Origin of the sequence: Paraburkholderia sp. BL6665CI2N2, assembly GCF_004366535.1 — a bacterium.
Lineage (GTDB): Bacteria > Pseudomonadota > Gammaproteobacteria > Burkholderiales > Burkholderiaceae > Paraburkholderia.
The window spans coordinates 209302-235627 of sequence record NZ_SORC01000001.1; the positions used below are offsets into that span (position 1 = coordinate 209302).

The following is a 26326-nucleotide window of genomic DNA, read 5'->3' on the forward strand; positions in this document are numbered from 1 at the left end:
TCGACACACGCAATTTTGACCCGGTATCATTCGGGAAAACCCGAACCCGCTGGATGCGCTGCACCACCCTTTGCAGCGCTTTTGGCGTGTCTGTTCGAGTGTTATCGCCCGTCGACGGACGGGGTTGTCAGCCGGTGATCCCGGCACGGCGGCCCAGTTCGCCGATATGAAGGTGGCGGGCCCGCGCGCCCGCCCTGCCGCAATCGGCCAAAAGCCGGTGGCGGCCAATCAGCCTGGATATCATCGATCATGATTGCCGCCACGTTATCGCGTGTCGCCGACCGTCTGCTAGCCGCGGACGCGGGACTCGTGCGCCTCCATACCGCGCTGCGCGTCGCGCTCGCCTGCCTGCTCGCCGGCGTGGCCACTATCGCGTGGACCGTTTCCCAAGATCAGCCCATTACGCTTGCCGCGCCCGGCATCCTCTTTGCGATGGTCGCGCCGTTGTTCGTGCGCGATGCGCAGCGGACTGCCTGGTTCGGCACGCTCTTCTATCTTTATCTCTGCGCTTGCGTGTGCTTTGCTACGGCGAGCGTGTTGAGCCACTATCCGCTAGCCGGCGATGCCGGCTTCCTGGTGGTGATGTTCATCGGCATGTTGTGCCAGGCGTGCGGACCGCGTGCATTGGGCTGCGCGATGCTGGGCGTGGTGTGTTTTTACCTCGGCCTCTATCTGCATCCTTCGACGGCGCATCTCGTGCAGTCGCTTTTGCTGTCCGCGTTCGGCCCGTTGATGGTCGCGCTGGTGGGCCGCGTCATTGTGCCGATGCGAGCCGCGGCGAGCTTTCGCCTCGCCGTTCATACGGTGACGCTGCGCGCGTCGCGTGTGCTTCACGCTCCGGTTGCCGCGCATGTCTCCGCGTTGAATGAAGCTGCGCTGTCGCTCGAAGAACAGTTGGCGCTGCTGAATCCGCCGGATGCGGAGACGATCCGTGAACGGATCGTCGAAGTGGAAGTCGCTGCTGGACAATATGCGTTTGCATCGGGATCTGTGGATGATGGCGTCAAGGCGAGTGCCTGTGTATTACGTCACGCGATTGCGCGCCTCAAGGAGATTGCGCAACGAGGCGACGCGCGACGCGTTTCGTCTGCACCGGCGAGCACTTCAATTACGCTGACCGCGGCCCAGCGCTTCGCCGACTTGCGCAGCAAGCTCTGCTGGCTCCCCGCCACGCGCGCCACGACCGCTGCATTGCTCGCGATGCTGATAGGCCATTCGCTTTCGCCGGAGCGCTGGTTCTGGGCGGTCATTACGACGTTCGTCGTGTTTCTTGGCACACGGTCGCGCGCGGATACGGTGTATCGCGGTGCGCAGCGTCTCGTGGGGACGCTCGCCGGCGCGCTCGTCAGCGTGTTGCTGGTCGCACCGCTGCATGATTCGCCAGTGTTGCTGGTGATCGCGATGGTGCTGTGCATATTCGGCTGGGCTTACTACATCTTGAGCGCGTATGCGCCGGGCGTGTTTTTCATCACCGTGCTCGTCGGACTGGTCTACGGCGAACTGGGGTTTGCGATGGGGCCGCTGGTCGAACTGCGGATCGAAGAAGTGCTGGTGGGCTGCCTCGTGTCGTTCGCCGTCGCGATTCTAATGATGCCGCTTGCAGCCACGCGGCATGTCGAGGCGAGGCTTGCGGCGGTGCTGGGTGCGCTACGCGACGTCGTGCGGCTCGCTGAGGCAGGCGCGCAGGCGGGTGACGCGGTTGCCGCAATGCGTAAGCTCGATCGCGGCTGGCATGATCTGCGGATCGCGCTGCGGCCGCTGCAGACGCAGCGCGTGGTGGTGTGGAATCCGGATGTCGAGCTGGCGACGGGTTCGTTGTTGTGTTGCCTGCATTGGGCGCGGGTACTGAATGGGCCTGCGCGACGCGGCGTACTGCAGCAAGCGGTAGCGCTCAATGCGGCGGAGGTACGCGCGGCGCATGTCGAGTCGATCGTGGCGCGGCTCGATACTTTGATTGCGCGTTATGGCGGCGGTGCGACGGGCGCTGCGCGTGGCGGGTCGGATGATCGTGGACCGATGATGCCTGCCGTTGCTTTCGACTTGAACCGGGCATCGGCACTTACGCAACTGGATGGCGCCGTTGCGCAGTTGTTCGATCGGTTGACGCAGCCGGTTTCGGATGGGCGGCGCGTTTTCAATTGGGCGTTGAGGGGGAAGAGTGCGTAGAGGGTTTGGGAGTGGCGGTAGGTGGAAACTTGTCCACAGAAATTGTTCGCAGGTCCGTGGATAAGTCTCTCCCTACAGCGCTGAACCCCACGCCATAAGGTTTTGCGGGCCATGTGAGGGGAAATTGAGCTTCCCCACAGGCCGCCAAACGTCGTTCCCCCGCGTTTCCCCTGAATGGGAAAGGGCCGACATATTAGACATGTGTTTTTTGTAAAGCATTCAAGCTAACGGCGATCCCTAACCAGAGCTAACACGACAAATGACTTGTTTAAATTCGGGACAGGTGAGTTTTTCTATGCTGCGGTGTGGGCGCATGGGGGACGACATGGATTTTCCCCACGGAGTCTGGTGGTAGGGCTCCTTCGCAATCCACAGGCGCAACAGCCTGACAGTGTCCGGGTTCGTCACAATCACGTCCTGTAATTCTTTCGTCGTGTATCCACGTCGCAGAAACGTCGTGGATATACCAGCTACACGATGCTGGATATAGTGGAATGGCCTCGTCCCACCCTCGGTGGTAGTGCACGAAGGTGCTCCGCCTGAGAGCGTGGCAGTATCAGAGCTCCTGATCTGCAGTTGACCGGAGGCCGTCATGAGCGTCGCGTTGCTGAGCATCGATCTTGCAAAAAATATCTTCCAGCTGTACGGCGTGGACGAACGCGGTCACCCAGTGTTGAGTCGGCGAGTCAGCCGCAACAAGCTCCTCGAATCCATTGTCAATCTGCCCTCTTGCCGTATCGTGATGGAAGCCTGTGGTGGAGCGCATTACTGGGCCCGCCGGTTCTCGGCGATGGGGCATCATGTGCAGATCATTGCGCCCCGATTCGTCAAGCCGTTCGTCAAATCCCAAAAGAACGATCGCAACGATGCGGAGGCGATCGTCGAAGCTGCGTCCCGTCCGACCATGCGCTACGTTGCGGTCAACAGCGCTCAGCAGCAGGATATCCAGTCCATGCACCGCATCCGCAGCCTGCTCATGCGAGATCGTATCGCGCAGATCAACCAGATACGAGGCCTGTTAGCCGAATACGGTGTGGTCATTGCACAAACCGCACCGAAAGTACGGCAGCAGCTTCCGTCAATTATTGACGACGAACGCAACGAGCTCACAGGGTTGGGTCGGTCAATGATGCGGGATATGTACGAGCGACTCGTACTGCTGGATAAGCAGATCGCCCGGTATGATGAATTGATCCATCAAGTGCACAAGGCATCCCCTGTCAGTCAGCGACTTGAGAAGATTCGAGGCGTTGGGCCACTGATCGCAACTGCTGTCATCGCCGCAGCGGGGAGTGCCACTGAATTCTCAAACGGCAGACAGTTTGCGGCGTGGCTGGGCTTGACCCCACGCCAGCACTCATCAGGCGGCAAGGATCGTCTGTTCGGTATCACGAAGCGCGGTAACGGATATCTGCGAATGCTGCTGGTACACGGCGCCAGATCGGTCGTCCAGCAAGCCATAAAACATACCGATACGCTCTCCCGATGGATACGCGAGGTTCAGGCGAGACGGGGAACAAACATCGCCGTCGTGGCACTTGCCAACAAGATCGCCAGGACGATCTGGGTATTGCTCGCACGCGGCCTGGAGTACGCACCGCCGGTATGAACGGAGCAACGATCGGATGGCGGCAATTGTTTTACCTCTTCATTGGTTGCACAAGTGATCTGATTCAATGGCAAACAAGTCGGACCGTCGGTGACAAAACCTGCGCAGTCTTAGGGCTCCCGAAGCCGTGGATATAAGTAGGAGTCGCCGGGCGAAATCCATTGGGGCCACGCACATGCGTGCCACAGAAAGGCCGAATGTATATATGCAATCCTGCACCTGCTCGCTGTAGAAAAGATCGTTTGGCAAACGGGACGAGGCCATGTATAAGGCTGCAACCGCACGTTGCGTGATGGCCCTGACGCGCGACGGGGACGCCGTGATCCGTTATTCTGTCGTCGCCCTCAACGATGACGTTGGGCACCACCTCAGGGTGGAGCGGACAGGTCACTTCGTCGCCTTTGCGGGCCACGCGCACGCCGCCATAGCGCATGACTTCGGAGGCGGTGATAACTTCGCCGCCGTGGTCGGTGATGTCACCGAGCCGGATGAGATCGGTCATGAGATTTTTACCTCACCGTACGGTAGCCGGCGGTTTACCTGAAGCGCCCCAGATACTTTGGTGTTTGTGAAGTACCCGAAACAGCATGCCCGGCGCGCAGTCAGCCATGCACATTGCACGCCCTTGAGTCACCCGACCGCTGTTGTCGATCGGAAAATCGGAATAGATCAGTGGCTTGACCGGTGACGAACCGTCAATTTCGACCGCATTCGGCATACGTTCATCCAAATCGATCGTGTTACGCTCCATGATGTTGATCCATGGATGACTGATCGTATCCACGGCTTTTGGAAACGCGTAGTTAGGATTTCCGGCATGCACGCATGCGGTTTCAAATTTAAATGACCGTGGCTTCTTTTCTGTTGCCAGAAAGCACATGTCCTCGAACCGATAAAACCGGTAGCCGGTTCGCTTCCCCGTTGCGAGGCTTGTTTCATAATTTTCTTCGTCTATCAACAGATAATCACTGATTTTGTTCTTCCGAATATATGGCAGGTAGGATGGGTTAATATCAGGATCGGGATCGTCAACTGCAAAACTGATATTAAATTTAGCCCGGACCGGGGGCTTTCCTTTCCACAATGGAATTTCATCAAGTGTAACAAAGTCTCTCTTTGGAGTCTTTACGGGCGCCTCGCCTTGGGCGCCGGGAAAGGAATAGTTTTCATCTTGTGTTGCTTGATATTTCCTACATACATCGTTAGATACCATTGCATAACGACTTTTCGAGTCCGCAGGTTGATGCCGGAGGAACAACGCACATCGTGGTTGCAAATAAGCCGCCTCATTATCGTAATGTATCTTTGTTCCGTTAAAAAATACTGTTCTTTCCGCTGCTACGCCAATGCGATAGATTCCCAAAAAGATACATGCCGCAAGAAGAATCCCTATCTTTTTTATAGTCATAAAAATCCCGTTTCCCTATTCGAGAACATTAATTATTCTTTAACTGTGACATGCATATGCGTGTCATGCGGAATAACCCAGTTAAGCCATGGCGTATAAACCGCTGCTGGCGTCACTTGGTGGTCCGTTCTCAACTCACCGTACAGGGCTGCAAGTTTCTGGCCTCCAGGACCAGTCGGGAACGGATGATTTCTATCGTGATGGTCGTGATTGTGAACCGTAAAATGAATGTTCTCATCGGCATCGTCAAAGTGCGTGACATCCAGCGCAACGCCCATCCTGTGCAATTTGGAACCCAGCATGGGTCGCCATGAACTGGAAAAATCAACCGAGCTGATGTGAAGGCGCCACGCCGCCTTCAGTAACCGTCCGCCCCTGACCGTATAGACGCCTGATGAAGGGGACGCCATGCTTTCCGGGGGGCACAAATGTGACTGTGTCCACAAAGGAATCATGGACACAGTGACTGAATTCACCGAAGTCAAAGGCGCCCGGAAATATCGCCGGCGTACCGTGGACGAGAAACGCCAGATCGTCGAAGAGACGTTATCCAGTAGACGTTCGGTGGCGGAGATTGCACGCAGTCACGAAGTGAACGCGAATCAGCTGTTTGACTGGCGCAAGCAGTATCTGGAGGGACGCCTTGGCGTGAACTGTCGCGAATGCGCCTTGCTGCCGGTCACCGTGAATGAGGCCAGCGATAGCGGCGCGGCCGAACCGGCTGCATCTACGCCTTCGACACAGGCGCCCGGCACGATCCGGATCCAGTTGCCACGAGGCGAGGTACACGTTGAAGGGAGTGTCGATCCCGACACGCTGCGCGTAGTGATCCAGTGCCTGAGCCGATGATTGGTCCGCTGGCAAACACGCGCATCTGGGTTGCCGCCGGATTTACGGATATGCGCTGCGGCTTCGACGGCCTGGCCGCGAAGGTGCAGACCGTGCTGGCGAAGGATCCATTCTCTGGTCACATCTTCGTGTTCAGGGGCAAACGTGGCGACCTCATCAAATGCCTGTACTGGCGCGACGGCGGCCTATGCCTGTTCGCCAAACGCCTGGAGCGTGGGCGCTTTGCGTGGCCTCGTGCTGACGGCGGTGTTGTTTCGCTGACCAGCGCTCAACTCGGCCTTCTGCTCGAAGGATTCGACTGGCGACAGCCCGTCGATGCAGCGCGCCCCTCCAGCGCTTTGTAAACGTATGTGACAACGCGGGCATAGCGCAATGCACGCGCGTAAACTGCCGGCATGGCATCCAGCGACGCTACCCTTCCGGACGACATCGAGGCCTTGAAGGCTCTCCTGCTCGCGCGTGAGGCGGCGTTACGTGAGCACGAAGACGAGCTCACGGATCTGCGCGACACTGTAACGACGCTCCGGAATACACTCTCGGACCGGGCGCTCGAGATCGAGCACCTGAAGCTGTGGATCGCGAAGCTCCAGCGCATGCAATTCGGGCGCAAGTCGGAGAAGATTGATCGCCAGATCGAGCAACTGGAATTGCGTCTCGAAGATCTGCAGGCCGACGACGGCGCGGCGATGGTCGACACACCGACAAGGTCCCGCTCAGAAGCGGGCAAGCCGACGGGACGCAAGCCACTTCCGGAACATCTGCCGCGCGAAGACGTTGTTCATCAGCCCGACGACGCGAGCTGTCCGCAATGCGGCGGCGCGCTTGGCGACCTCGGCGAGGACGTTTCCGAGCAACTTGACTATGTACCGGGGCACTGGCGAGTGATTCGTCACCGCCGACTCAAGAAGGCCTGTACCTGTTGCGACTGCATCGTGCAGGCGGCTGCGCCCAATCGGCCAATCGACCGCGGCATGCCCGGTCCCGGGCTGCTCGCGCATGTACTGGTCGCCAAATTCTGTGACCACCTTCCCCTATACCGACAGTCAGTGATCTATGCGCGCGACGGCGTGGAACTCAGCCGTTCGACACTCGCGGACTGGGTCGGCCAGTGCAGTGCGTTGCTCCGGCCACTTGTAGAGGTCGTTCGCCGGTACGTGATGGCCGCCTCGAAGATCCACGCGGATGACACGCCGGTACCTGTGCTCGACCCGGGGAACGGCAAGACCCGTACCGCCCGGCTCTGGACGTATGTTCGGGATGACCGGCCAGCTGGTTCGAAGGAGGCGCCGGCGGTCTGGTTCGCATACAGTCCCACGCGGGCTGGTGAATATCCACAAGCCCATCTGAAGGACTTCAGGGGAACATTGCAGGCCGATGCGTTCGCGGGGTACAACGCGATCTACGAGGATGATGATGTGCGCGAGGCTGCATGCATGGCGCACGCGCGCCGTAAATTCCACGATCTGTTCGTCGCACGCAGGAACGAGGTCAACACTGAAGCGTTGCGCCGGATCGGCGAACTGTACGCAATTGAGGCCGCGATTCGCGGCAAGCCACCAGACGAACGAAGACGTGTCAGGCAGGAGCAGGCGCGTCCGCTACTCGATGCGTTCGGGATCTGGCTGCGCTCGACATTGGGTACGGTGTCGCAGAAAGGCGATACCGCCAAAGCCATCAACTACGCTCTGAATCAGTGGGCGGCGCTCACGCTGTACGTCGATGACGGCGCCGTGGAAATCGACAACAACGCAGCCGAACGCGCTTTACGTGCCGTCGCTCTCGGCCGAAAAAACTTCCTGCACTTCGGTTCCGACAGCGGCGGCGAACGCGGGGCCGCAATCTACACCCTGGTCGGTACTGCCAAACTGAATGGCCTTGATCCCGAGGCCTACCTGCGCCACGTCATCGCTCGCATCGCCGAGCATCCCGTCAATCGCGTCGACGAACTGTTGCCATGGGTCGTTGCCGATCACCTTCACCACAACATCGCCTGAACTCAACGCGCTGCGTTTAACTGCTCGATATCAACACGCCGTCAAGAACGGTCGCGGTCGGACGGTTACCGCCTTCAGAACGACTGCAAATGCACGCGGGGAGGTCCGGCGCAACGCCTGCTGGACGGTCGTACGATTGCTGGTATTCACAGCATTAGCAACGGCCCGCGCGGCGAACGTCACAGTGATGCCCAGCGCATCCACCCGGACGCTGAAAGCGGCCATTGAGCGGGAATCCGCTCCCGCGCCATAAATAGGCTGAAGCACCTCTCGCCAGTTAACATTCAGTGACTGGGTGTTGCCAGCCGCCTGGGGCGACGTTTGTGGCTGCGCCTGCGGTAATGTAGAAGCGGGGTGTGGTGCGCCGGTGACGGGTCCGGCGTAGGTCTGCGGGTTCGGTTGCACGCCTTGTGTTCCCGGTGCGGCTGCTGGGGGCACTGGCGGAATGGCGCTTCCCGCATTGTCCTGCGGTGCCGCCGGATGTTGTCCGGGAAGTAGGGAACGCGTCAGCGTTTCCGGTGGGCAAAGCCGGGTGATTTCATCATCCGTGAATTCATGGCTAATTCGCAGCCACAGATCACCGTTCAGATACCCCTGATATTCGTCAGTTGTTCCGGGTTTGAGTCCAAATGTATTTTCGGCTGGCGGGGCACCAAAATGGTTTTCTATTGAGAACCGCTCCTCCAAGTCGGATCTGACCTCGTAAACATGGACCTTGCTGTGCGCGACATCCGGCACCATCCAGGCAAAAAGCTGGAAGTTGCGGTGCTGTGCATACGCATCGTTAGCAATGTGCAGTGCAATGCGGACGACGTGATCGGGAATATTGATCGGGGGCAGCGAATGTTTGAAACGCTGTCCATCATGCAGGGTGTTTGTCGACACCTTGGCCGGAAAAGTTGCGGTCCTGCCATCTGTACTGTTGTACGGATAGATCACCGCGTGCGTATCGGCATCGACCACCACGTACGGCATTCCGTTTAGGTACGGCGCGGAGTCGGTGACACCTTTGTGCGTGTCGTCATTAGGATACGCAGCGTTATACAGAGGATTGAGGCCAGAATCGTCTCGTGGCGCGCAATAAAAAGTAAAGCTCACCTTGCGCGTCATGCATTGCGCAGTCTGTGTCGGCATGTTCGGTCCGCACGTCATGGTGCCGATCGGGGTTTGATTCGGGCCAGTCATCTATCGTCCTTTTTTCTGAATAAGGAATGCTCAGCAATCGTGGGGATCGTCGTCAGGCGGGGCATCGTCCGGTTGCTGCGCATCGTGCGGATGCGCCGTGAGATTCTGCTCGCTGGCAGTCCAGACGCGCTGGGTCAGGCCGTTTTCGTCCGTGATGCCATACCAGGTTGGCCCGTTCTCTGCATCCAGCCGGTACGGGTAGTTGCGCAGGATGGCGCCGCTACGGTCCCGAAGCGTGAACTGCGCACTGAAAGGTTTCTCGCCAGGCAGATCGGGCAACGGCATACGCTTCGAATCCGGCCCCGGCACATCCCAGTTCGCCCCCTTCTCCAGAATCACCCCCGGCGAGCCGTTAATAATCCCGCTGCCGTTGATCTGGATATACGACCCACCCGCGCCGATCCACACTTCCTTCGACGCGGAGATCACGACCCGCCCATCCGTGCTGGTGACCGTGATGTCCTTGAGGGCCGCGAGCGCCATCTGGTCGCTCTGCGCCTGGATATCGACCTTGCCCTTCGCGGCGATCAGTTTCAGCCCAAGCTGGTAGGCGAACATCGAGATCGCACCGCGCACCGACGCGAACAGTGAGCGCCCCGCCGACACGCTCACATCGCGACCCGCTGTCACCGCATGATCCTGTCCACTCACGATGTGCGTTCCCTGCGCGGCGGTCATCCCGATGCCCGCCGCGCTCGCAACGACAAGATCGGGTCGCGTCATTTCGGGGAACGGATTTTCACGCCAGTGGGCGGTGTCGCCCCGGATCGCGTCGTTCTGCGCCTTGATGGCTTTCGCGGCGTCGTGCTGGCTCGCGTCCGACGACTGCGCGTTGTGCTGCTGCGCGAGCTGCGCCATGTCCTCGTGTTGCGCGCGCGCCTGCGTCAGGCGCTGCACCGTCTCGCCCATGTCCTTCGCGGGCGACTGCGCACCGCTGCGCGTCTCGGTGGTCACCAGCATGCCCCGGTTTGCGCGGACCACGCCCCATGAATCGGTGGCGAGTTCCCAGCCGATGCCGCGCGCCTGTTTGCGTCCCTCGCCGGGCACGATGCGCGTGTTGTAACCCACCACCAGCCGCGAGTTCGCCTGATCGCTCGTCACCTGCGCCTGTAACCGGTCCGGTGTGTCGTCCGCAACGAACTGGTTCGACCCGCTCCCTTCCAGATTGCGACTGAGCAGGCCTGACAGGGCATGGTTGTCCTGCAACGGCCACGGCGGCATGTTGTCCGCGTTGTAGGCCTGCCCGATGACGAACGGCCGGTCCGGGTCGCCGTCGATGAAATCCACGATCACTTCCGTGCCGATGCGAGGCAGGCTGATGGCTCCGTGACCATTGCCCGCCCACGGCGACATGACCCGCGCCCAGCACGACGAATTCTCGTCCCGGTTCGGCGAGCGGTCCCAGCGGAATTTAAGCGTCACGCGGCCATACGGCTCGGTGGACACGACGTTTCTATCGAAGCCCGTCACCACGGCGCTCTGCGGTCCGGTGGTGCGCGGCTTCGGGACCGTGCGCGCCGGACGGAATACATTAGTCGCCGGTTGCACGGTGAAGTCGGTGTCGAACCGGTAGACGCCCGGACCGGTCGATTCCATCGTCTCTTCGGCATCGAGCTTCGCGCGGATCACCATGTATTCCTGGTTCGCGTTGCGATACGGATGGTTCTCCAGATGGAAGGTCGTCCCGCATACGACATTGCGCAGCGCGCCACGGCCTTCGGCGCGCTCGCCGCGCGCGAACAGTTCCTCGATGCGGATCTGCGCGGACTTCTCGCCTTCGGCCGGGTCGGTATAGTCGCCGGGCCACTCGTAGCGCGCCAGATCATTGTGGATCGTCTTCTGCGGCTGGACCTTGCGCACCCCGAGATTGGCTTCGGGCTGCTTGAAGTGGTAGTCGCCGGTGGTCCAGACGCCCGACTGCAACGTCTGGGCGATATCGAACGCGTCGATATACTCCGCGTCGATCCTGTGCCCCAGCGGGTAGTACGCGAGCGTGTGATACGCCTCGCTCTGCACCGGCTTGTGCGCGCCCACGTGGTCCACGAACACCATCCGGTGAAAGCCCTTCGAGTGCTCGAAAAACCAGTAGATGCCGTTCTCAGCCATCAGCCGCTGCACGAAATTGAAATCCGTTTCGCCATACTGGACCTGATAGTCCAGTCGCGGGTATATCCGGCTGGTGCGCCAGGCGCAGGAAAACGGATAGATCCGCAGCACTTCACGAATGATGTCGATAACATTCTTGCGCTGGAAGATCCGGTAGTCCGAGCGCTGCCCGGCAAGCCAGAGGCCGGGTTGCAGCGTGAGCCGGTAATGGCACTGCCGGTCCTGCTGTTCGACAAAGCGGGCGCTCGTCACGATGCCGCTGATCTCACGCATGCCGCAGCCGATGTTCGACGTCCACGAAGGGCCGGCAACCCCGCTCATCCCTTCAAGCTGGATAGCCACGGTCAGCGGCCTGCCGATCATGGCACGCAGGTCGAGGTTCGCCGCGTCGTCGCCGAACATGTCGAGGTCTTGCGGCGTCACCATGTCCAGCGTGTAGGTGTAGATTTCCGACAGGGCTTCCTCGCCACGGATTGATCTGAGCACGAGTGCGGGCTCGCCTGACGGCGATTCCGGCAACGCCGCGCCGCTCACGGTGATGGTGCGGCGGGTCGAAAAATCCAGCATGAGTGTCCTTCCTCCCGAATGAATGGATGTGGTTGACGACCACTCAGGCCGCTCAGGCCGCGCTGCGGGTGCCCATGCGTGGCGGCCAGAGCGCGACAGGGCCGCGCTGTACCGAGCGCATCGAGGTCTGCACGAAGGTATGCATCGGGACGTGGCGCGCATGGGCAGGAAACGGCTGGCTGGCAATCTCGTCAGGATCGTGGCCGGCGAGGCTCGCGACAAAAAAGGAGAATGTTTCGTCATCCTTCCGGTCGAGGCCTGCTGCGGCCTGTGCGGAGGCCCACGCCCGGTACAGCAGAGTCAGGTAGCGGTGGTGAAAGATGTCGAGGAAGTCGACGAGCGTCGCATCCCGCCGGTTCTGCTCACGCTCGCGTGCAATCTCGGTCATGTGAATCGGCAGTGGCCCGTTCGGCCCGAACATGCCCAGACTGAGAAGCCGTATCTTCAGACGCCCGTTGACCTCACGCACGTCGGCAATCTCGCGCGGCGCGAATGCAAGGCTCGGCGCCTGGCCGAGACGGAACGGCTCCGCCTGTGGACGCCGCGCTGTGCCGACCGGGTCAATGCGGGGATCGGCGCCGATACGGCGCAGCAGGGAAATAAACCCGTAGCGCCAGGGTTCGGCCATCAGACGTTCAACGCTTCCCGGTGAAAGCGCCACGCCAGGCATGGGCAGATCGAAGCGGGCGCGCTCCATCAATCACGACGCGCCTGATGCGGCCCGCACGGGAAAGACAGGAGCCGTGAGGCGTGGATACGTAAGACGTGGATACCTGTCGCAGCGTACAGCTTTCATCGTTTGACCTCTTCCCCGAGTTTTTTCAATCATCGGGGATAGTCGTTCGATAGTCAGCAGGACTATTTCGCAATAACGCTGGGAAATGTCAGCGGCGTCCAGTTGCATTGACGGTTATCCACCCGGTCCTGAGCATGTTATGTATCGTGCATCAACACGGGCCACCGGGCTGGCGTCGGCGCAGGCATAAAAAAGCTTGCGACGGGCGCGGGCAACGCGAGCGCGTCTGCAGATCAGGAGGGGAATTGTGCCGACATGCAGAATCAATGAGAGGGTCGTGTACGCAGCCGTGACATCGGACAAATCCGGGAACGCGCAGCAAGCGACAAGATAAAAAAGGGCGACCGGAGTCGCTCTGAATGGTCACGCAAAACACCTGCCCTGTCCCAATGATGCGGACAACCGGAGGCCGTGTGCCAGCAACCAGGTTGTTAAATTCGAACGGAACAGATGTTTGTAGCTCTTGAGCGTCGCGGGCGAATTTATCCACAGAAATTGTTCGCAAGCCTGTGGATAACCACCCCACAACCGCCCCAACTCCTTGACGCATAACCCATCTTGACCACTGCGCGCAAACTGCGGAGAGCGAAGCACGGCGAGCAAACCGCCGAGCGCAACCGCCGAAGCGGCCGCACTCGTCATGCAAATCAAGCCGACTTCACCGCCGGCCGCCCCGCCACCCGCATCGACGCAATCCGCTCGACCAGCGCGCCGAACAGCAGCCCGATCGTCGCCCACATAATCGCTTGCATACCGAGCGCCGCGACGCGGAATTTCCACAGCAGCACCGCCGGGAAAGCCTCCGGCACTTCGTTGATCGCGGGCATCGACAACTGCACCGCAGCGATGATCACGATGAACACCACCGCCCCCACGATCGAGCCGTTCCACGCGCCAAGTTTCATCGCCGCACGGCGCCGCACCTTGAGCGAGAACACCATCGCCACCAGCGAGATCGCAATCATCAGGAAGAACAGCCCCGTGCGCGTCCCAATCGTCTCAGGGTCGCCGACCGAGGGCGGGTTCGCCGGATACTTCAGATTCGGCACGATCGCGAGCGCAATGAACGCGCCAAGCGCAAGCCATGCGGACAACGCGCGCGGGCTCAACGCGCCCACTCGCCCATAAGCGTAAGCGAACACCAGCGAGAACAGGCCGCCGAATGCCGCGCCGTAAGTCAGCACGCCAGTCAACAAGCCGATACCCCGCTGTGTATCGCGGCTTACCATCTCAGGCTCGGGCGCCTCGCCTTTCGCGGCGTCCGCCTTTTCTTCGAATGAAATCGCCTGATTGACCTGCGGCTCGCCCACTACCCGGGCGAAGCCGAACGTGAGAAGTCCCGCGGCGATGCCTGCAAGCATCCCGCGTACCAATAATTTACCCACCATGGTCGACTCCGTTAGTGGCAGGGAAAGCCGAGCAGATGGCGGCCGTCGTGCACGAACTCATGCACGTACATGCCCGGCACCAGCGAGGTGGCACCCTGTTCCGCACCCACGAAGTAAAGCGCGAGCAACAACAGCAAACCGCCGAACACGACCCAAGGCAACAACTCGCGCAGCGGAATCGGCGTGGGTTGGGCCACGGGCTGGTTGGCGGGATCGAAAACAGCTTCGGTCATGATGGACATCTCCTGGGGTAACGCGCCCCGATAGTCATTGCAGAGGATTGGTGCGAAGCTCAGGTCTGGCTTTCGGCTTGTGCTGCCGATTACAGTGGCGCGACCGCGCCGGGCTCTCACCGGCTTCCGCGCTTCGCAGTCCCGCTATTCTACGCGCTAAACTTGGGCACCCGGCAACGCAAAACACACGTTTCATGCCGTCGGCGTTCGGCTTCGGGGCGTGGCTTGATAGGACAAGAACAGAATGGATACAAGGCTGTTACTGGTCAGCCACGCATCGACCGCCGCCCAGCGCGCAGGCCGTTTTCCCGCCGACGACCCGCTCGACGCCCGCGGCCTCGCCGAAGCCCAAACCCACGCCGCACGCTTGCGCCTGGCGATCGCGGAAGAGTCACCGGCTTTCGTCAGCCCGGCCGCCTGCGCGCGGCAAACGGCGACGGCGCTAGGCCTCGCGGCATCGGTCGACGCCGGTCTGGCGGATCTGAACTACGGCACATGGCAAGGACGGCGGCTCGCCGACCTCGCAGCCGAAGCGCCGCAAGACGTCGCCGCATGGACGCGCGATCCGGACGCCGCGCCTCACGGCGGCGAGTCGTTCGGTCAACTCGTGAAACGGGTAGGAGAATGGCTCGAAGCGTTGTTAGACGGCGAGACCGATCGCGCATCGAGCAACGTGATCGCCGTCACCCACGCGCCGGTACTGCGGGCAGCGATCGTGTATGCGCTCGGGGCATCGCCCGTCGTATTTCCGCGCATTGAAATCGCACCGCTTTCGATCATCGAGTTGCGGCACTCGTCGCGCGGCTGGACATGGTGGCCGGCGTCACACTAGTGGCGCTTGCTCGGCGGCTTACTTACCCGACACCACCAGACGCAGCTTGTTCGACCCGGTCGGCGTCAGCGTGATATCGGTCCGCTTACCCTTCGCGCCCAGATAAAAGTGCTGACGTCCCGGCGAATTCTGATCGTGCGTCGCGTCGGGCAGACACGATGCGACGTCCGCCGCGACAGCTTGCAGCGCGTCGGCATTCGAGCCGGCGTCGTGATGCGGCGTCCACGTGCATTGATAGGCGCCGTGACTCGCCGAACATTGCGCGTCGTCGCCGTAAGGCTGCGCGACGCCCTTGCCGTCGTCCGACGTCAATGAGGCGAGCCCGCCAGGGGCCGCGGCAACGATCCGCTTCAGGGATGTGCAAGGGCTAGGCGCATCGTCGGCATACGCACCGCCGGTCAGCAAAACGCCCAGCGACGCAGCGGCGAGCGCGTTGGCAAGCAATCGGGTTCTGTTCATGTCGGCGCGGTCCTTGAAGTCACTCGCAGGTACCAGCGCGGTAGCACGCTTCATGCCCATGAGCGCTGACTAGTCAAGACCGCGCTTCAGTCACCATCATTACAGTCCAGTACCGAACAAAGCCGCCAGCCCCTGCGCCGACCCGAAAATCCCTTTGGCATCGTGTCCGACACCATCGATCACAAACGTCCGATGCTTCGCCAATCCTTCGGGATGCCGCAACGCCATATAGCGCGCATAAGCCAGCCCGCGCCCGAGCCGGTGTTCACCTTGCGCCAGCGCGGCGCACGAGCGGTCGAGCGCCGGGTGCTGTGGATCGCAATCCGCGCCGCCGAGCAGCGCGGTCACGTCACGCTGCGCGTAACGCGCTTCGAGCGTGGCCGCTGAAGCCGCGTCGCGAGAGTAAGCGGGCAAATCCTCGAGCCCATACTTCCAGCGATTGAACGACGGACACCTCGCCCGATCGAACGCCGCAAACTCGCCGGACACAGCGGACGCAACCGACCCAACCGGCCGCATTGCATCAAAGTACACATACGACGAAGGATTCGCGACCACATAGCGCAGCGCGATACCGCGCGCCGCGAGCGACGCCTCGTCTCGCGCTACTACCGCGTAGCGCTGCACGACCTGCGCGCCGCCCGAGTGTCCCGCGATCACCACCTCGGCGAGCGACGCGAACTGCTCGCGCGACGCCAGCGTGTCCACAATCGCGTCGAGCACGTCGAACGAACTGATCGGCGCGGGACCTTCGGCGTTCTCGCCGGCCATCCAGCTCGTCCAGTCCCAATGCAACGTGGACGGCGGCAGCTCATGCGCGTCGACATCCGCGGTCGCGAGAAATTGCGGCACGATCAGCAGCGTATCGGCCGCGCTGCCGCCGGCAAGCGCGCACGAACGCTGCGCGAGTTCGAAATACGTGTCGCCGTTGCGCAAGCGGCCATGAATCAGAATCACGGCGCGTTGGACATCACGCGTCGGCGCGAGCCAATCGCCATTGGAAAACACCGGCACGGTGCCGCTGCCGGCTCGCGTCGTGACGCTCAGATGCCGGTTCGCAACGACCGCGACCGGATGTTCATTCGGCGCGCGTTCGTCGTCTGTGATGAAAGGCTGGGTCATGCGTTAGGCTCGTGGTCAATCAATGAGTGGCGGGTCTAGCCGCCGCGCCGCTCGACATGCGTCCGGCGCGCGTGAAGTACACCATCGCGAGCGACACGAAGCCGGCAAAAATCAGGTAAAACGCGGGCGTGAGGCTGCTGCCGGTCACGCGCGTCAAGCCGGTGATGGTGAGCGGCGCCATGCCGCCGAACAGCGTCACCGCAATGTTGTACGACAGCGCCACGCCCGCCGAACGGCTGCGCACGGGGAACAAGGTCGCGAGCATGCCGGGATGCGCGCCGGACATCGCGGCGAGGAACAGCGTCGCGATCATCTGCGCGATGAACAAATGCCCCGGCGTCGGATTCGTCACGACGAAGTGATAAAGCGGATACACGCAGACCATCCACGCGATCACGATGGGATAGAACAGCCGGTATGCGCCATAACGATCGGCGAGCTTGCCGGACAGCGGAAACAGAAACAGATTCAGCACACCGGACACGAACGCGCCGAGCAACGCGGTGGACAGCGGCAAATGCAATTGCCGTTCGACATACACCGAGAGATAGGAATGCCAGACATAATTAGTCGCCGCCCCGACGATGATCACACCCATCGCGCAGATCGCCGCGTCGCCGTTATCGCGGAAGAACTGGCGGATCGTGACGCGCGGCGGTTTCTCCTTGTGTTCGAGCAGCCGCTCGAACTCCGGTGACTCGGCTACGCGATGCCGGATATAGAAGCCGAACGGCCCCGCCAGCGCGCCGAACAGAAACGGCAAACGCCAGCCCCACGTCACCAGTTGCTCATGCGTGAACTGCGTGGTCAGCAGATAGCCGACGCCGGACGACAGCAGCAACGCGAACGCCTGCGCCGACATGTTGAAGCTGCCGTAAAACATCTTCTTGTGCGGCGGCGCGTACTCGACCAGCATCGCGGAAGCCGTCGCAAACTGTCCGCCCACGGATAGCCCTTGCAACAAGCGAGCAAGCACCACCAACAGCGGCGCAGCGATGCCGATGCTCGCATAGCCTGGCGTGAGACCCATCAGCAACGTGCTAGCCGCCATCGAAATGATCAGCAGCGAGAGCGCCTTGCGTCGCCCCGCGCGGTCCGAGTAGATACCGAGCAGAATGCCGCCGATCGGCCGCACGATAAAACCGACGGCAAACGTCGCAAGCGTCAGCATGATCGACACGAAACCGCTGCCGCCGGGAAAGAACACCTGCGCGATGATCTTCGCGAAGTAGCCGTAGATCAGAAAGTCGAACCACTCGAGTCCATTGCCGAGCACGGAGGCGAAGATCGCGCGCCGCACCATCGACGGACTCAAGGCGTTCGCCGCATCGGCTCCAGCCGCGACACCGTCGCGCTGATTGAAGGTCGCTTCGCTCATTGCCCGCATCCCGGAGTGTCGAATATTGCTGACAGCGCGCATACCGACGTCAGCATGCGCGCACCGTCGTGCCCCACGCCCGGCACGATATGAAAGTGCTGCTTCAGGCCGTCCGGATGACGCGACTGGATATACCGGTAGTACGCTTCGGCGCGCGCCACGCGTTGCGGCCCTTGCGCTTCGGCGGCACAGGTTCTGTCGAGCGCGCTCTGCTGCGGATCGTCATCAGCGCCGCCGACGAGGTAGTCGACCCGGCGCGACGCATAGATCGCTTCGAGTTGCGCGGGCGTGCGGTCGTCGAGATACGGCGGCCGGTTGTCCATGCCGTATTTCCATTGATTGAAGTCGGGACATTGCGCGGCATCGAACGGCGCGGCAATGCCCTGCGCGTCAGGCCGTTGCGCATCGAAATACGCATACGTGGACGGGCTCGCCACCACGTAACGCACGTCGATGCCTTCGCCGGTCAACGCGGCGATATTACGCGCCGCGACGGCGTAGCGCTGCACGACCTGGCCGCCGCCCGAATGCCCGGCGAACACCACATGCCGCAGATTGGGGAACAGCTTGCGATCGGCAAGACGCGCGACGATCGCATCGAGCACCTCGTACGAACTGATCGGCAGCGGCGCGCGCGCCGCTTCGCCGCCCATCCAGGCGTCGCCGGTCCAGCGCAGCAGATCGGCGGGCTCGTCGTGTACGCGCGTGTCGAGCGTGGCGAGGAACTGCGGCGCGATCAGCAGCGTGGCGTCGGGGTCCGCATGCGCGGCATCGCGGGCATTCTGCGCGGTGCGAAAGTACACGTCCGCATTGCGCAGCTTGCCGTGAATCACGATGACCGCGCGCGTCACCCGCGGCTGCGCAACGTTCCAATCCTTCGACAGATACAGCGGGAATTGCGCTTGCCCTTGCGGCGTGTCGAGCGTGAAGCGCGTTTCGGAGATCGTCGCGACCGGCTTCAGATGCGGTTCGTAAGCATGGACCGCGAACGCGGATTGCGCGAACGTCATCAGCACTGCCGCGCCTGTCGACATACACAACGCCGCAATACGTCGTGAAAGATTCAAAGTCATCCAGCTTGCTCCTGATAACCGTGCGCAGTCTTGAACGCGGCGCATCGTCAAATCCGTCGTAGAGAAACCGAATACTCGGAACCGGAGGCGAATACCAAGCGCCATACCGGCCTGGTTCGGACGGAATGCAATGGACGAGATCGTAGGAGCGGACATGGTAAATGTAAAATACCTGTTTTATGCACCATTCATATTTAATATGTATGGCATCGAACCGGCCTTCATGCGCTGCTGAGGAGACAAAACACCATGGAGCTGCGGCATCTGCGTTACTTTCTGGCGGTCGTCGAAGAAGGCCAGTTCACGCGCGCAGCGGAGCGGCTGGCCATGCAACAGCCGCCGCTGTCGCAGCAGATTCGAACGCTGGAAGAAGAGATCGGCTTCGAACTCTTTGTGCGCATGCCGCGCGGCGTCACCTTGACGCCGGCCGGTCAGGCCTTTGCGGAAGACGCGCAACGCTTGCTGCAAAATCTGCAGCAGTCTGTCGAAAAGGCGAGCCGGATTGCGCGTGGAGAACTCGGCACGATTTCGATCGGACTGACCAGCTCCGCCTCGTTCCATCCATTTACGACCGAGGCGATCCGCGCGTTTCGCGCGGTCTGCCCCGAAGTCGCCGTGGACCTGGCCGAGCTCAACGCGGCGGAGATCATCGAGCGTCTGGCCGCGGGCCAGATCCAGGCGGCGTTTCTACGCAAGCCGGTCGACGCCCGCGAGGGCGTGGCGTTCGAGTTGCTGCTCGACGAACCGATGGTCGTGGTGTTGCCGGTGGGTCATCCGTTGCTCAAGGGCAGGAAGCGGCCGCAAGTGTCGCTGAAAGCGTTGGCGCACGAAGACTTCATTCTGGTCCGTCGTCCGGGCGCACCCGGCATGTATGCCGACATCCTCGCCGCTTGCCGGCAGGCGGGCTTCGTCCCGCGCATTGCCCGCGAAGTGCCGCGCATGGTGTCGGGCATCAACCTCGTGGCGGCGGGTCTGGGCGTGACCTTGGTGCCCGCTTCCATGCAGCGCTACGACCAGGTGGGCACCGTGTACTGCACGCTCGCGAACCCTTCGAAACTCAGCGCGCCGCTGCACCTTGCCTATCCCGCCGCACTGCACAACAGCGCGGCCACGCGCTTCATTCAACTGGTGAAGAAGCGCGCCGGCGCATGAATCCGTCAACCGGCACGGATTTTGCGTTCTCGCCGTACCGGCTGAATAACCAACAGCCATCCATCGACGTCAAATACGCTACGCCATGTCAAACAGACAAGCCGCCGACAAGCCGGCCCGCCTTTCCTCGGGAATCGATGGAATCGACGACATCCTGGGAGGCGGTCTCACGCCCCATCGCATGTACCTTGTGGAAGGTGCGCCCGGTACAGGTAAAACTACCTTGGCCTTGCAATTCTTACTCAAGGGAGTCGAAGAGGGACAGAGAGGTTTGTACATCACGCTCTCGGAGACCCGTGCCGAGCTGATCGCGGTAGCTCAAAGCCACGGCTGGGATATCGGCGGCTTCAACATTCTGGAGCTGGTTTCGGACGAAGGTCTCGACCCGCAGTACGAGCAGACCGTGCTGCACCCGGCCGAGGTCGAACTCGGCGAGACGGTGCGCAACGTCATCCAGCAGGTCGAGGAACTCAAACCCTCGCGCATCGTGCTAGACAGCCTCTCCGAATTGCGTCTGCTGTCGCAGAACCCGCTGCGTTACCGGCGGCAGATTCTCGCGCTCAAGCGCTATTTCGCCACCCGAGAATGCACGGTGCTGCTGCTCGACGACAATTCTTCCGAGCCCGGTGACGTTCAACTGCACAGCATCGCGCACGGCGTGGTCAGTCTGGACAATCTCGTGCGCGACTATGGCGGCAACCGGCGGCGCACGCGCATCGCCAAAATGCGCGGCATCAAATTCCGCGAGGGCTACCACGACCTGACGCTCGACACCGGCGGAATCCGCGTGTATCCACGCCTTGTCGCGGCGGAACACCACGCGCAGTTCGACACCGAGGCGGTCAGCACCGGCACGCAAGGGCTCGACGCGTTGCTCGGTGGCGGTCTGATCCCCGGCACTAATGCGCTGATGATCGGCCCTTCGGGCGTCGGCAAGACCACTACGGTGGTGTCGTGCCTGATCGCCGCGCTCGAACGTGGCGAGCGCTGCGTCTACTACGTGTTCGACGAAACCCTCGTCACGTTGACGATCCGCTGCGCGACGCTCGGCATGCATCTGGCGCCGCACGTCGAAAGCGGTCTGCTGACGCTGCGGCAGATCGATCCGGCGGAGATCTCGCCCGGTGAATTCGCCAGCGATGTCCGCCGCTCTGTCGAGCAGGACGGCGCGCGCTTTGTCGCGATAGACAGTCTGAACGCTTATCTGCAGGCAATGCCGGGCGAGCGCTATCTGCTGCTGCAAATGCACGAACTGCTCGGCTATCTGAACCAGCAAGGCGTGATCACGATGCTCGTGCTGGGGCAGCACGGCATCATCGGCGAGGTACAGACCGATATCGACATCAGCTACCTGAGCGACGTGGTGGTGCTGTTCCGCTACTTCGAACACCACGGCGAAGTGCTCACCGCCGTGACGGCCGTGAAGAGCCGCGCCAATGCTCACGAGCGGTCGATCCGCCAGTTCCGGCTCGGCAGCAATGGCGTGGAAGTCGGCGAGGCGTTGCGCGACTTCGAAGGTGTGCTCTCCGGACTGCCGGCTTATCGCGGCAACACTGCACTGCTCGGTGCGACGAACCGCGTCCTCGACACGTCCGGGCAGTAGGCTATGGAGCAACGCGTCCTTATTCTTGCGCCGTTTGGCCGCGACGCCGATGTGATTGCCGAAGTGCTGCACAAAGATAAACGCCTCTGCGTGGCATGCCGCGATGCGGACGCGCTCACCGCTGAACTCGACGCCGGTGCGGGCGCCGCGTTGATCGCGGAAGAAGCGCTCACGGGCAACCATGCGGCCCGATTGTTCGAGTGGCTGGAACAGCAGCCCGCGTGGTCGGATTTCCCGTTTATTCTGCTCGCCGCCTCACGCGTCGGACATCGCTCGGAACGCGGCCTCGAAGTGCTCGAACGGCTCGGCAACGTTGTCGTGCTTGAACGTCCGCTGAATTCGGAGACGCTGCGGCGCGCGGTGGCGTCGTCGTTGCGGGCACGCGCGCGGCAGTATGAATCGCGCCGCCATCTCGCCGAGCGGATCGAAGCGCAAGAAGCACTGGTGCAGTTGAACGACTCGCTGGAAAGCCGTATCGCCGAACGCACTCAGGAACTCGCCTCCGCCAACAATCGGCTGATGATGGAAATACACGAGCGCGCCAAAGTGCAGGCGGTGCTCGTGCAGTCGCAGAAAATGGAGGCGCTCGGGCAACTCACCGGCGGCATCGCGCACGACTTCAATAATCTGCTGAACGTCATCATGGTGAACGCAGAGCTGATCGCGCGAGTAACCAGCGATGAGCGCCTTCGCAGCATGGCCGCCACCGTCAAACGCGCGACCGAGCGCGGCGCGAAACTGACGGGACAGTTGCTGACTTTCTCGCGCAATAGCAACCTCGATCTGAAAGCCGTGGACGTGGTGGCGCTGCTGCAAGGCATGCGCGACATCATTACGGTGTCGCTCGGATCGAGCATCCGTTATACCAACGAGTTCGAAGGCCAGGAGATGTGGACTCAGGCCGACGCCAATCAGCTCGAACTGGCCATTCTCAATCTCGCCATCAACGCGCGCGACGCCATGCCGGGCGGCGGCCAGCTCGGCATTCGCGTGAAGCAGCGCGACGCGCCCGATCAGACACTCGCCGAAGGCCGCTACCTGGTGGTCGAAGTCGCCGATACCGGCTCGGGTGTGCCGCCCGATGTGGTGTCGCGCGTGTTCGATCCGTTCTTCACCACCAAGCCGATCGGCAAGGGAACCGGACTCGGCTTGAGCCAGGTCTACGGCATTGCGAGGCAGGCCGGCGGCACCGCGCGTCTGTTCAGCGAGGAAGGCGTGGGCACCACTGTCGAGCTCTGGCTGCCGTTGCGCGAACGCGTGGCGCCGCAGGCCGAAGCGGCGTCGAATGCGGAAGCGAACGTGATCGGCGAAAAACGCGTGCTGGTGGTCGAAGACGACAGCGAAGTGCGCGCCATGCTGGTCGAGTCGCTGAGAATGCTCGGCTACACCGTGACCGAAGCCGCCGACGGACGCGCGGGCCTGAACCGTTTGCAGGACGACAAACCGGACCTGCTGATGGTGGACTTCGCGATGCCCGGCATGAACGGAATCGACGTGATCGCCGAGGCGCGCAAGATGCGCGAGGATTTGCCGGTGATCCTGGCAACGGGCTATGCGGACGTGGACATCTCCGGGCTGGCGGTGAAGCGCTGCACGATTTTGCGCAAGCCTTTCCAGCTGGACGATCTGGCGCGGACGGTCAGGCTCGGGCTCGCGGCCTGAGTCACGCCGACGTAACGAACCTGCGCGCGTGCCGATGCGCGCGGGCGTGCCGTATCGTCATAAAAAATTCCAAAATCAATAGTTTGCTAACGAATTTTTTGGAAATACAATACCGGCCATGTCGAATCTCGATGCCTTACGCCGGACAGTCAGCAGCACGCTGGTCGTCGCCGCCCGAAAATGGCGGCGCACGAGCCACGGCGTGCTCGCGGCCTTCAATGTCTCCGAGGCCTGCGCCACGCCGCTCCTGACCGCCAGCCGGCTCGGCGCGGCCGTGCGCCAGGTCACGCTCGCCGATCACATCGGTATTGAAGGGCCTTCGCTCGTGCGGCTGCTCGATCAACTGTGCGCCGCGGGCCTGATGCGTCGCGACGAAGACCCCGAAGACCGGCGCGCGAAAACCGTGGTGCTCACCGAAGAAGGCCGCGCCGTCACCGCGAAAATGGAAGAAGAACTGGTCACGCTGCGGGCGCAGGCGTTAAAAGGCGTCTCGCGCAGCGACCTGGAAGCCACTTTGCGCGTGCTGGCCGCATTCACGGCCGACGCCGGCGAGCGTGCCGATCAGAACAGCGATAACAGCGGCGATCCGGCGTAACGGTTGATGGTCTACCCTTCCCTTCGCGACTGGCTGTTCTCCGTCAAGACATTTGCCGCGGCGATGATCGCGCTCTACATCGGCCTCGCGCTCGAACTGCCACGGCCTTATTGGGCGATGGCGACCGTCTACATCGTGTCGAATCCGTTTGTCGGCGCTACGCGTTCGAAGGCGCTCTATCGTGCGCTCGGCACCATGCTCGGCGCTTCGGCAGCCGTGCTGCTGGTGCCGCCCTTCGTCGAATCGCCGTATCTGTTCAGCGTGATCGTGGCGCTATGGACCGGCACGATGCTGTATCTGGCGGTGTCCGACCGCACCGCGCGCAGCTACGTGTTCCTGCTGGCCGGCTATACGATGCCGATTATCGCGCTGCCTTCGGTGACCAATCCGGGCGGCGTGTTCGACCTCGCGGTCAGCCGCACCGAGGAGATCACACTGGGCATCGTTTGCGCGAGCATTGTCGGCAGCGCGCTGTTTCCGAGCAGGCTTGCACCCACGATCATCAATCAGACCGACGCATGGTTTCGCGACGCCGCGTTCTACGCAACCGAAACGCTCTCGGGACGAATTGCCGGTTCGGCCATTTCGGGTGCGCGGCAACGCATCGCGGCCACCATCAATGGCCTTGAATTGCTGCTCAGCCAGTTGGCCTACGATCACACGCGGCCCGACATATTGGCGCGCGCACATGAACTGCGCGGGCGCATGCAGTTGCTGCTGCCGATCATGTCATCGCTCGCCGATCCGCTGATCGCGCTTTATAACAGCGGCCGGCAGACGTGGCCCGACGGGCTGGAGAGCCTGCTCGCCGATGTCATCAATTGGTTCAACGAGCCGATGCCCACCGTGAGCGAGGGCGATCACCCGGACCCGACGGCCGATGCATTGCGTGCGCGCATCGCGGCAATGCAGCCACCGCCGTCCGCGCTCGCAGGCTGGGATGGCGCGCTGCTCTCGAACGCGTTGTGGCGTATGAAACAGGTGATCGATGTCTGGCAGGACTGCCGCTCGCTGCGCATCATCATCACACGGGAAGAAGGCTCGTGGCGTCCACGCTTCCGTCATTGGCGGCTAGGCGGTACAGAGCGCTTCTACGATCGCGGCATCATGCTGTTCTCCACGGGCACGGCCGCGGCGGCCGTGGTTCTCGCGTGCAGTTTGTGGATCGGCTCGGGGTGGAACGACGGAGCGAGCGCTGTCACGCTCGCGGCCGTGGCATGCTGCTTCTTCGCGGCGCTCGACGAGCCCGCGCCGTTCATCTTCCGCTTCTTCGTGGCGACCGCCATCAGCGTGGTGGCGGCGGGCGTCTATCTGTTCGTCGTGCTGCCGCATGTGCATGACTTTCCCTTGCTGGTGATCATGTTCGCCGCGCCGTTCATCTTCGTCGGCACACTGATTCCGCGCCCGCAGTTCAACCTGGCCACGGTGCTGGTCGCCGTGAACACGGCCACTTTCATCAGCATTCAGGACGCCTACGACGCCAATTTTCTGGTCTTCCTGAACAGCAATCTCGCGGGCCTCGCCGGCTTGCTTTATGCGTATCTGTGGACGCGCGCGACGCGCCCGTTCGGCGCCGAACTCACGGCGTCCCGCCTGTTGCGTTCGAGCTGGGTCGACGTGGCGCTCACGGCATCGACACGGCCGATCGAAGATCCGCGCAATCTCGCCGCGCGCATGCTCGACCGCCTGATGCAGTTGATCCCGCGACTCGCCGCGACCGACGACCATCGTCATCCGTCGATCGAAAGCTTTCGCGATCTGCGCATTGGCCTCAACGCGCTCGATCTGCGCCGCCTGACCCCCAATCTGGGCGGCGACGCGCCGGCCGCGATCGATCACGTGCTCGACGACGTGCGTCAGTACTATGAAAGCTGCGTCGACCGCCGCAAGCGCGAGCCGGTGCCGGAGAGCCTGATGTCGTCGATCGACGCCGCCGTGGCGAGCGTCACGGCACAGGGCCTCGCCAACGCCGGGGCGCCGAGCCCAAGCGCGCAGACTTCGGCGCGCCGGTTGCGCGAAGCGCTGCACGCGCTGGTCGGCTTGCGTCTTTCGCTATTTCCGGCCACGCTGACGACACCCACGCCGCCCGAACCGGAGGCCGCAGCCTGATGCGCTCATGCCGTTGGCCATTTCCTTTCCTCTTGCCCAC

The 26326-nt window shown here is 62.0% G+C and carries 20 protein-coding genes, 3 pseudogenes and 1 riboswitch; of the genes and pseudogenes, 11 read left to right on the forward strand and 12 right to left on the reverse strand.

Translation table 11 applies throughout. The annotated features are described in order from the left end of the window. The first annotated feature begins 249 nt into the window (after window positions 1–249). Window positions 250–2166 carry an FUSC family protein gene (locus B0G81_RS00935; RefSeq protein WP_134132575.1) on the forward strand — a complete coding sequence of 639 codons (1917 nt, stop codon included), beginning with the start codon at window positions 250–252 and terminating at the stop codon, window positions 2164–2166. A gap of 592 nt (window positions 2167–2758) precedes the next feature. After that, window positions 2759–3775: an IS110 family transposase gene (locus B0G81_RS00940; RefSeq protein ID WP_134132578.1), complete on the forward strand. Its 1017-nt coding sequence runs from the start codon at window positions 2759–2761 to the stop codon at window positions 3773–3775. Window positions 3776–4028: 253 nt separating this feature from the next. On the opposite strand, the pseudogene B0G81_RS44350 reads toward B0G81_RS00940, so the two are convergent. The 3 genes and pseudogenes from B0G81_RS44350 to B0G81_RS00955 all read right to left on the reverse strand — a co-directional run. After that, window positions 4029–4277, reverse strand: a pseudogene (locus tag B0G81_RS44350) (PAAR domain-containing protein); the annotation flags it as partial. Window positions 4278–4289: 12 nt separating this feature from the next. Beyond that, entirely contained in the window at window positions 4290–5183 is an 894-nt protein-coding gene (locus B0G81_RS00950) for a hypothetical protein (protein WP_134132584.1), read from the reverse strand. A 32-nt stretch (window positions 5184–5215) separates the two neighbouring features. Continuing rightward, window positions 5216–5485 (reverse strand): hypothetical protein, encoded by a 270-nt coding sequence (locus B0G81_RS00955; RefSeq protein ID WP_134132587.1) that lies wholly within the window; start codon window positions 5483–5485, stop codon window positions 5216–5218. 151 nt (window positions 5486–5636) lie between these two features. Here B0G81_RS00955 and B0G81_RS45540 point away from each other — a divergent pair. From B0G81_RS45540 to B0G81_RS00970, 3 genes and pseudogenes are all read left to right on the forward strand, one after another. Then, window positions 5637–5828 (forward strand): annotated as a pseudogene (locus tag B0G81_RS45540) (transposase); the annotation flags it as partial. 188 nt (window positions 5829–6016) lie between these two features. Beyond that, window positions 6017–6376 (forward strand): IS66 family insertion sequence element accessory protein TnpB, encoded by a 360-nt coding sequence (tnpB, locus tag B0G81_RS00965; RefSeq protein ID WP_347877438.1) that lies wholly within the window; start codon window positions 6017–6019, stop codon window positions 6374–6376. Between the two features lie 51 nt (window positions 6377–6427). Next, the gene (locus B0G81_RS00970) at window positions 6428–8026 is read left to right on the forward strand and encodes an IS66 family transposase (RefSeq protein WP_134132592.1); all 1599 of its coding nucleotides are present in this window, start codon (window positions 6428–6430) and stop codon (window positions 8024–8026) included. A 30-nt stretch (window positions 8027–8056) separates the two neighbouring features. On the opposite strand, the gene B0G81_RS00975 is transcribed toward B0G81_RS00970, so the two are convergent. From B0G81_RS00975 to B0G81_RS00995, 5 genes and pseudogenes are all read right to left on the reverse strand, one after another. Beyond that, window positions 8057–9211 (reverse strand): hypothetical protein, encoded by a 1155-nt coding sequence (locus B0G81_RS00975; RefSeq protein ID WP_134132594.1) that lies wholly within the window; start codon window positions 9209–9211, stop codon window positions 8057–8059. A gap of 30 nt (window positions 9212–9241) precedes the next feature. Then, entirely contained in the window at window positions 9242–11884 is a 2643-nt protein-coding gene (gene tssI, locus B0G81_RS00980; RefSeq protein ID WP_134132596.1) for a type VI secretion system Vgr family protein, read from the reverse strand. Window positions 11885–11972: 88 nt separating this feature from the next. Beyond that, a pseudogene (gene tssG / locus B0G81_RS00985) lies at window positions 11973–12581 on the reverse strand (type VI secretion system baseplate subunit TssG); the annotation flags it as partial. Window positions 12582–13327: 746 nt separating this feature from the next. After that, complete coding sequence (locus B0G81_RS00990) at window positions 13328–14068, reverse strand: CbtA family protein (protein WP_134132598.1); 741 nt, start codon at window positions 14066–14068, stop codon at window positions 13328–13330. A gap of 11 nt (window positions 14069–14079) precedes the next feature. Then, complete coding sequence (locus tag B0G81_RS00995) at window positions 14080–14301, reverse strand: CbtB-domain containing protein (protein WP_012428410.1); 222 nt, start codon at window positions 14299–14301, stop codon at window positions 14080–14082. Between the two features lie 2 nt (window positions 14302–14303). After that, a riboswitch (adenosylcobalamin (AdoCbl) riboswitch) is annotated at window positions 14304–14457 on the reverse strand. Between the two features lie 88 nt (window positions 14458–14545). Here B0G81_RS00995 and B0G81_RS01000 point away from each other — a divergent pair. Then, window positions 14546–15133, forward strand: coding sequence for a histidine phosphatase family protein (locus B0G81_RS01000; RefSeq protein WP_134132601.1), 588 nt, complete (start codon window positions 14546–14548; stop codon window positions 15131–15133). A gap of 18 nt (window positions 15134–15151) precedes the next feature. On the opposite strand, the gene B0G81_RS01005 is transcribed toward B0G81_RS01000, so the two are convergent. The 4 genes from B0G81_RS01005 to B0G81_RS01020 all read right to left on the reverse strand — a co-directional run bounded on the left by B0G81_RS01005 (window position 15152) and on the right by B0G81_RS01020 (window position 19165). Continuing rightward, on the reverse strand, window positions 15152–15592 hold the full coding sequence (locus B0G81_RS01005) for a hypothetical protein (RefSeq protein WP_134132604.1): 441 nt from the start codon (window positions 15590–15592) through the stop codon (window positions 15152–15154). A gap of 99 nt (window positions 15593–15691) precedes the next feature. Further along, window positions 15692–16714, reverse strand: coding sequence for an alpha/beta fold hydrolase (locus tag B0G81_RS01010; RefSeq protein ID WP_134132607.1), 1023 nt, complete (start codon window positions 16712–16714; stop codon window positions 15692–15694). Window positions 16715–16733: 19 nt separating this feature from the next. Continuing rightward, the gene (locus B0G81_RS01015) at window positions 16734–18092 is read right to left on the reverse strand and encodes an MFS transporter (RefSeq protein ID WP_134132610.1); all 1359 of its coding nucleotides are present in this window, start codon (window positions 18090–18092) and stop codon (window positions 16734–16736) included. Beyond that, window positions 18089–19165: an alpha/beta hydrolase gene (locus B0G81_RS01020; RefSeq protein ID WP_134132615.1), complete on the reverse strand. Its 1077-nt coding sequence runs from the start codon at window positions 19163–19165 to the stop codon at window positions 18089–18091. Before B0G81_RS01020 ends, B0G81_RS01015 begins: the two co-directional genes overlap by 4 nt. 249 nt (window positions 19166–19414) lie before the next feature. Here B0G81_RS01020 and B0G81_RS01025 point away from each other — a divergent pair, with 249 nt between their 5' ends. The 5 genes from B0G81_RS01025 to B0G81_RS01045 all read left to right on the forward strand — a co-directional run bounded on the left by B0G81_RS01025 (window position 19415) and on the right by B0G81_RS01045 (window position 26286). Next, the gene (locus B0G81_RS01025; protein WP_134132618.1) at window positions 19415–20317 is read left to right on the forward strand and encodes a LysR family transcriptional regulator; all 903 of its coding nucleotides are present in this window, start codon (window positions 19415–19417) and stop codon (window positions 20315–20317) included. 85 nt (window positions 20318–20402) lie between these two features. Continuing rightward, a complete protein-coding gene (locus B0G81_RS01030) occupies window positions 20403–21920 on the forward strand; it encodes an ATPase domain-containing protein (RefSeq protein ID WP_134132623.1) in 1518 nt (505 codons plus the stop codon). Window positions 21921–21923: 3 nt separating this feature from the next. Continuing rightward, window positions 21924–23582 (forward strand): ATP-binding protein, encoded by a 1659-nt coding sequence (locus B0G81_RS01035; RefSeq protein WP_134132628.1) that lies wholly within the window; start codon window positions 21924–21926, stop codon window positions 23580–23582. A 118-nt stretch (window positions 23583–23700) separates the two neighbouring features. Beyond that, window positions 23701–24177, forward strand: a complete 477-nt coding sequence (locus B0G81_RS01040; protein ID WP_134132633.1) for a MarR family transcriptional regulator — start codon at window positions 23701–23703, stop codon at window positions 24175–24177. 6 nt (window positions 24178–24183) lie between these two features. Beyond that, on the forward strand, window positions 24184–26286 hold the full coding sequence (locus B0G81_RS01045) for an FUSC family protein (RefSeq protein WP_134132637.1): 2103 nt from the start codon (window positions 24184–24186) through the stop codon (window positions 26284–26286). The last annotated feature ends 40 nt before the right edge of the window (window positions 26287–26326 follow it).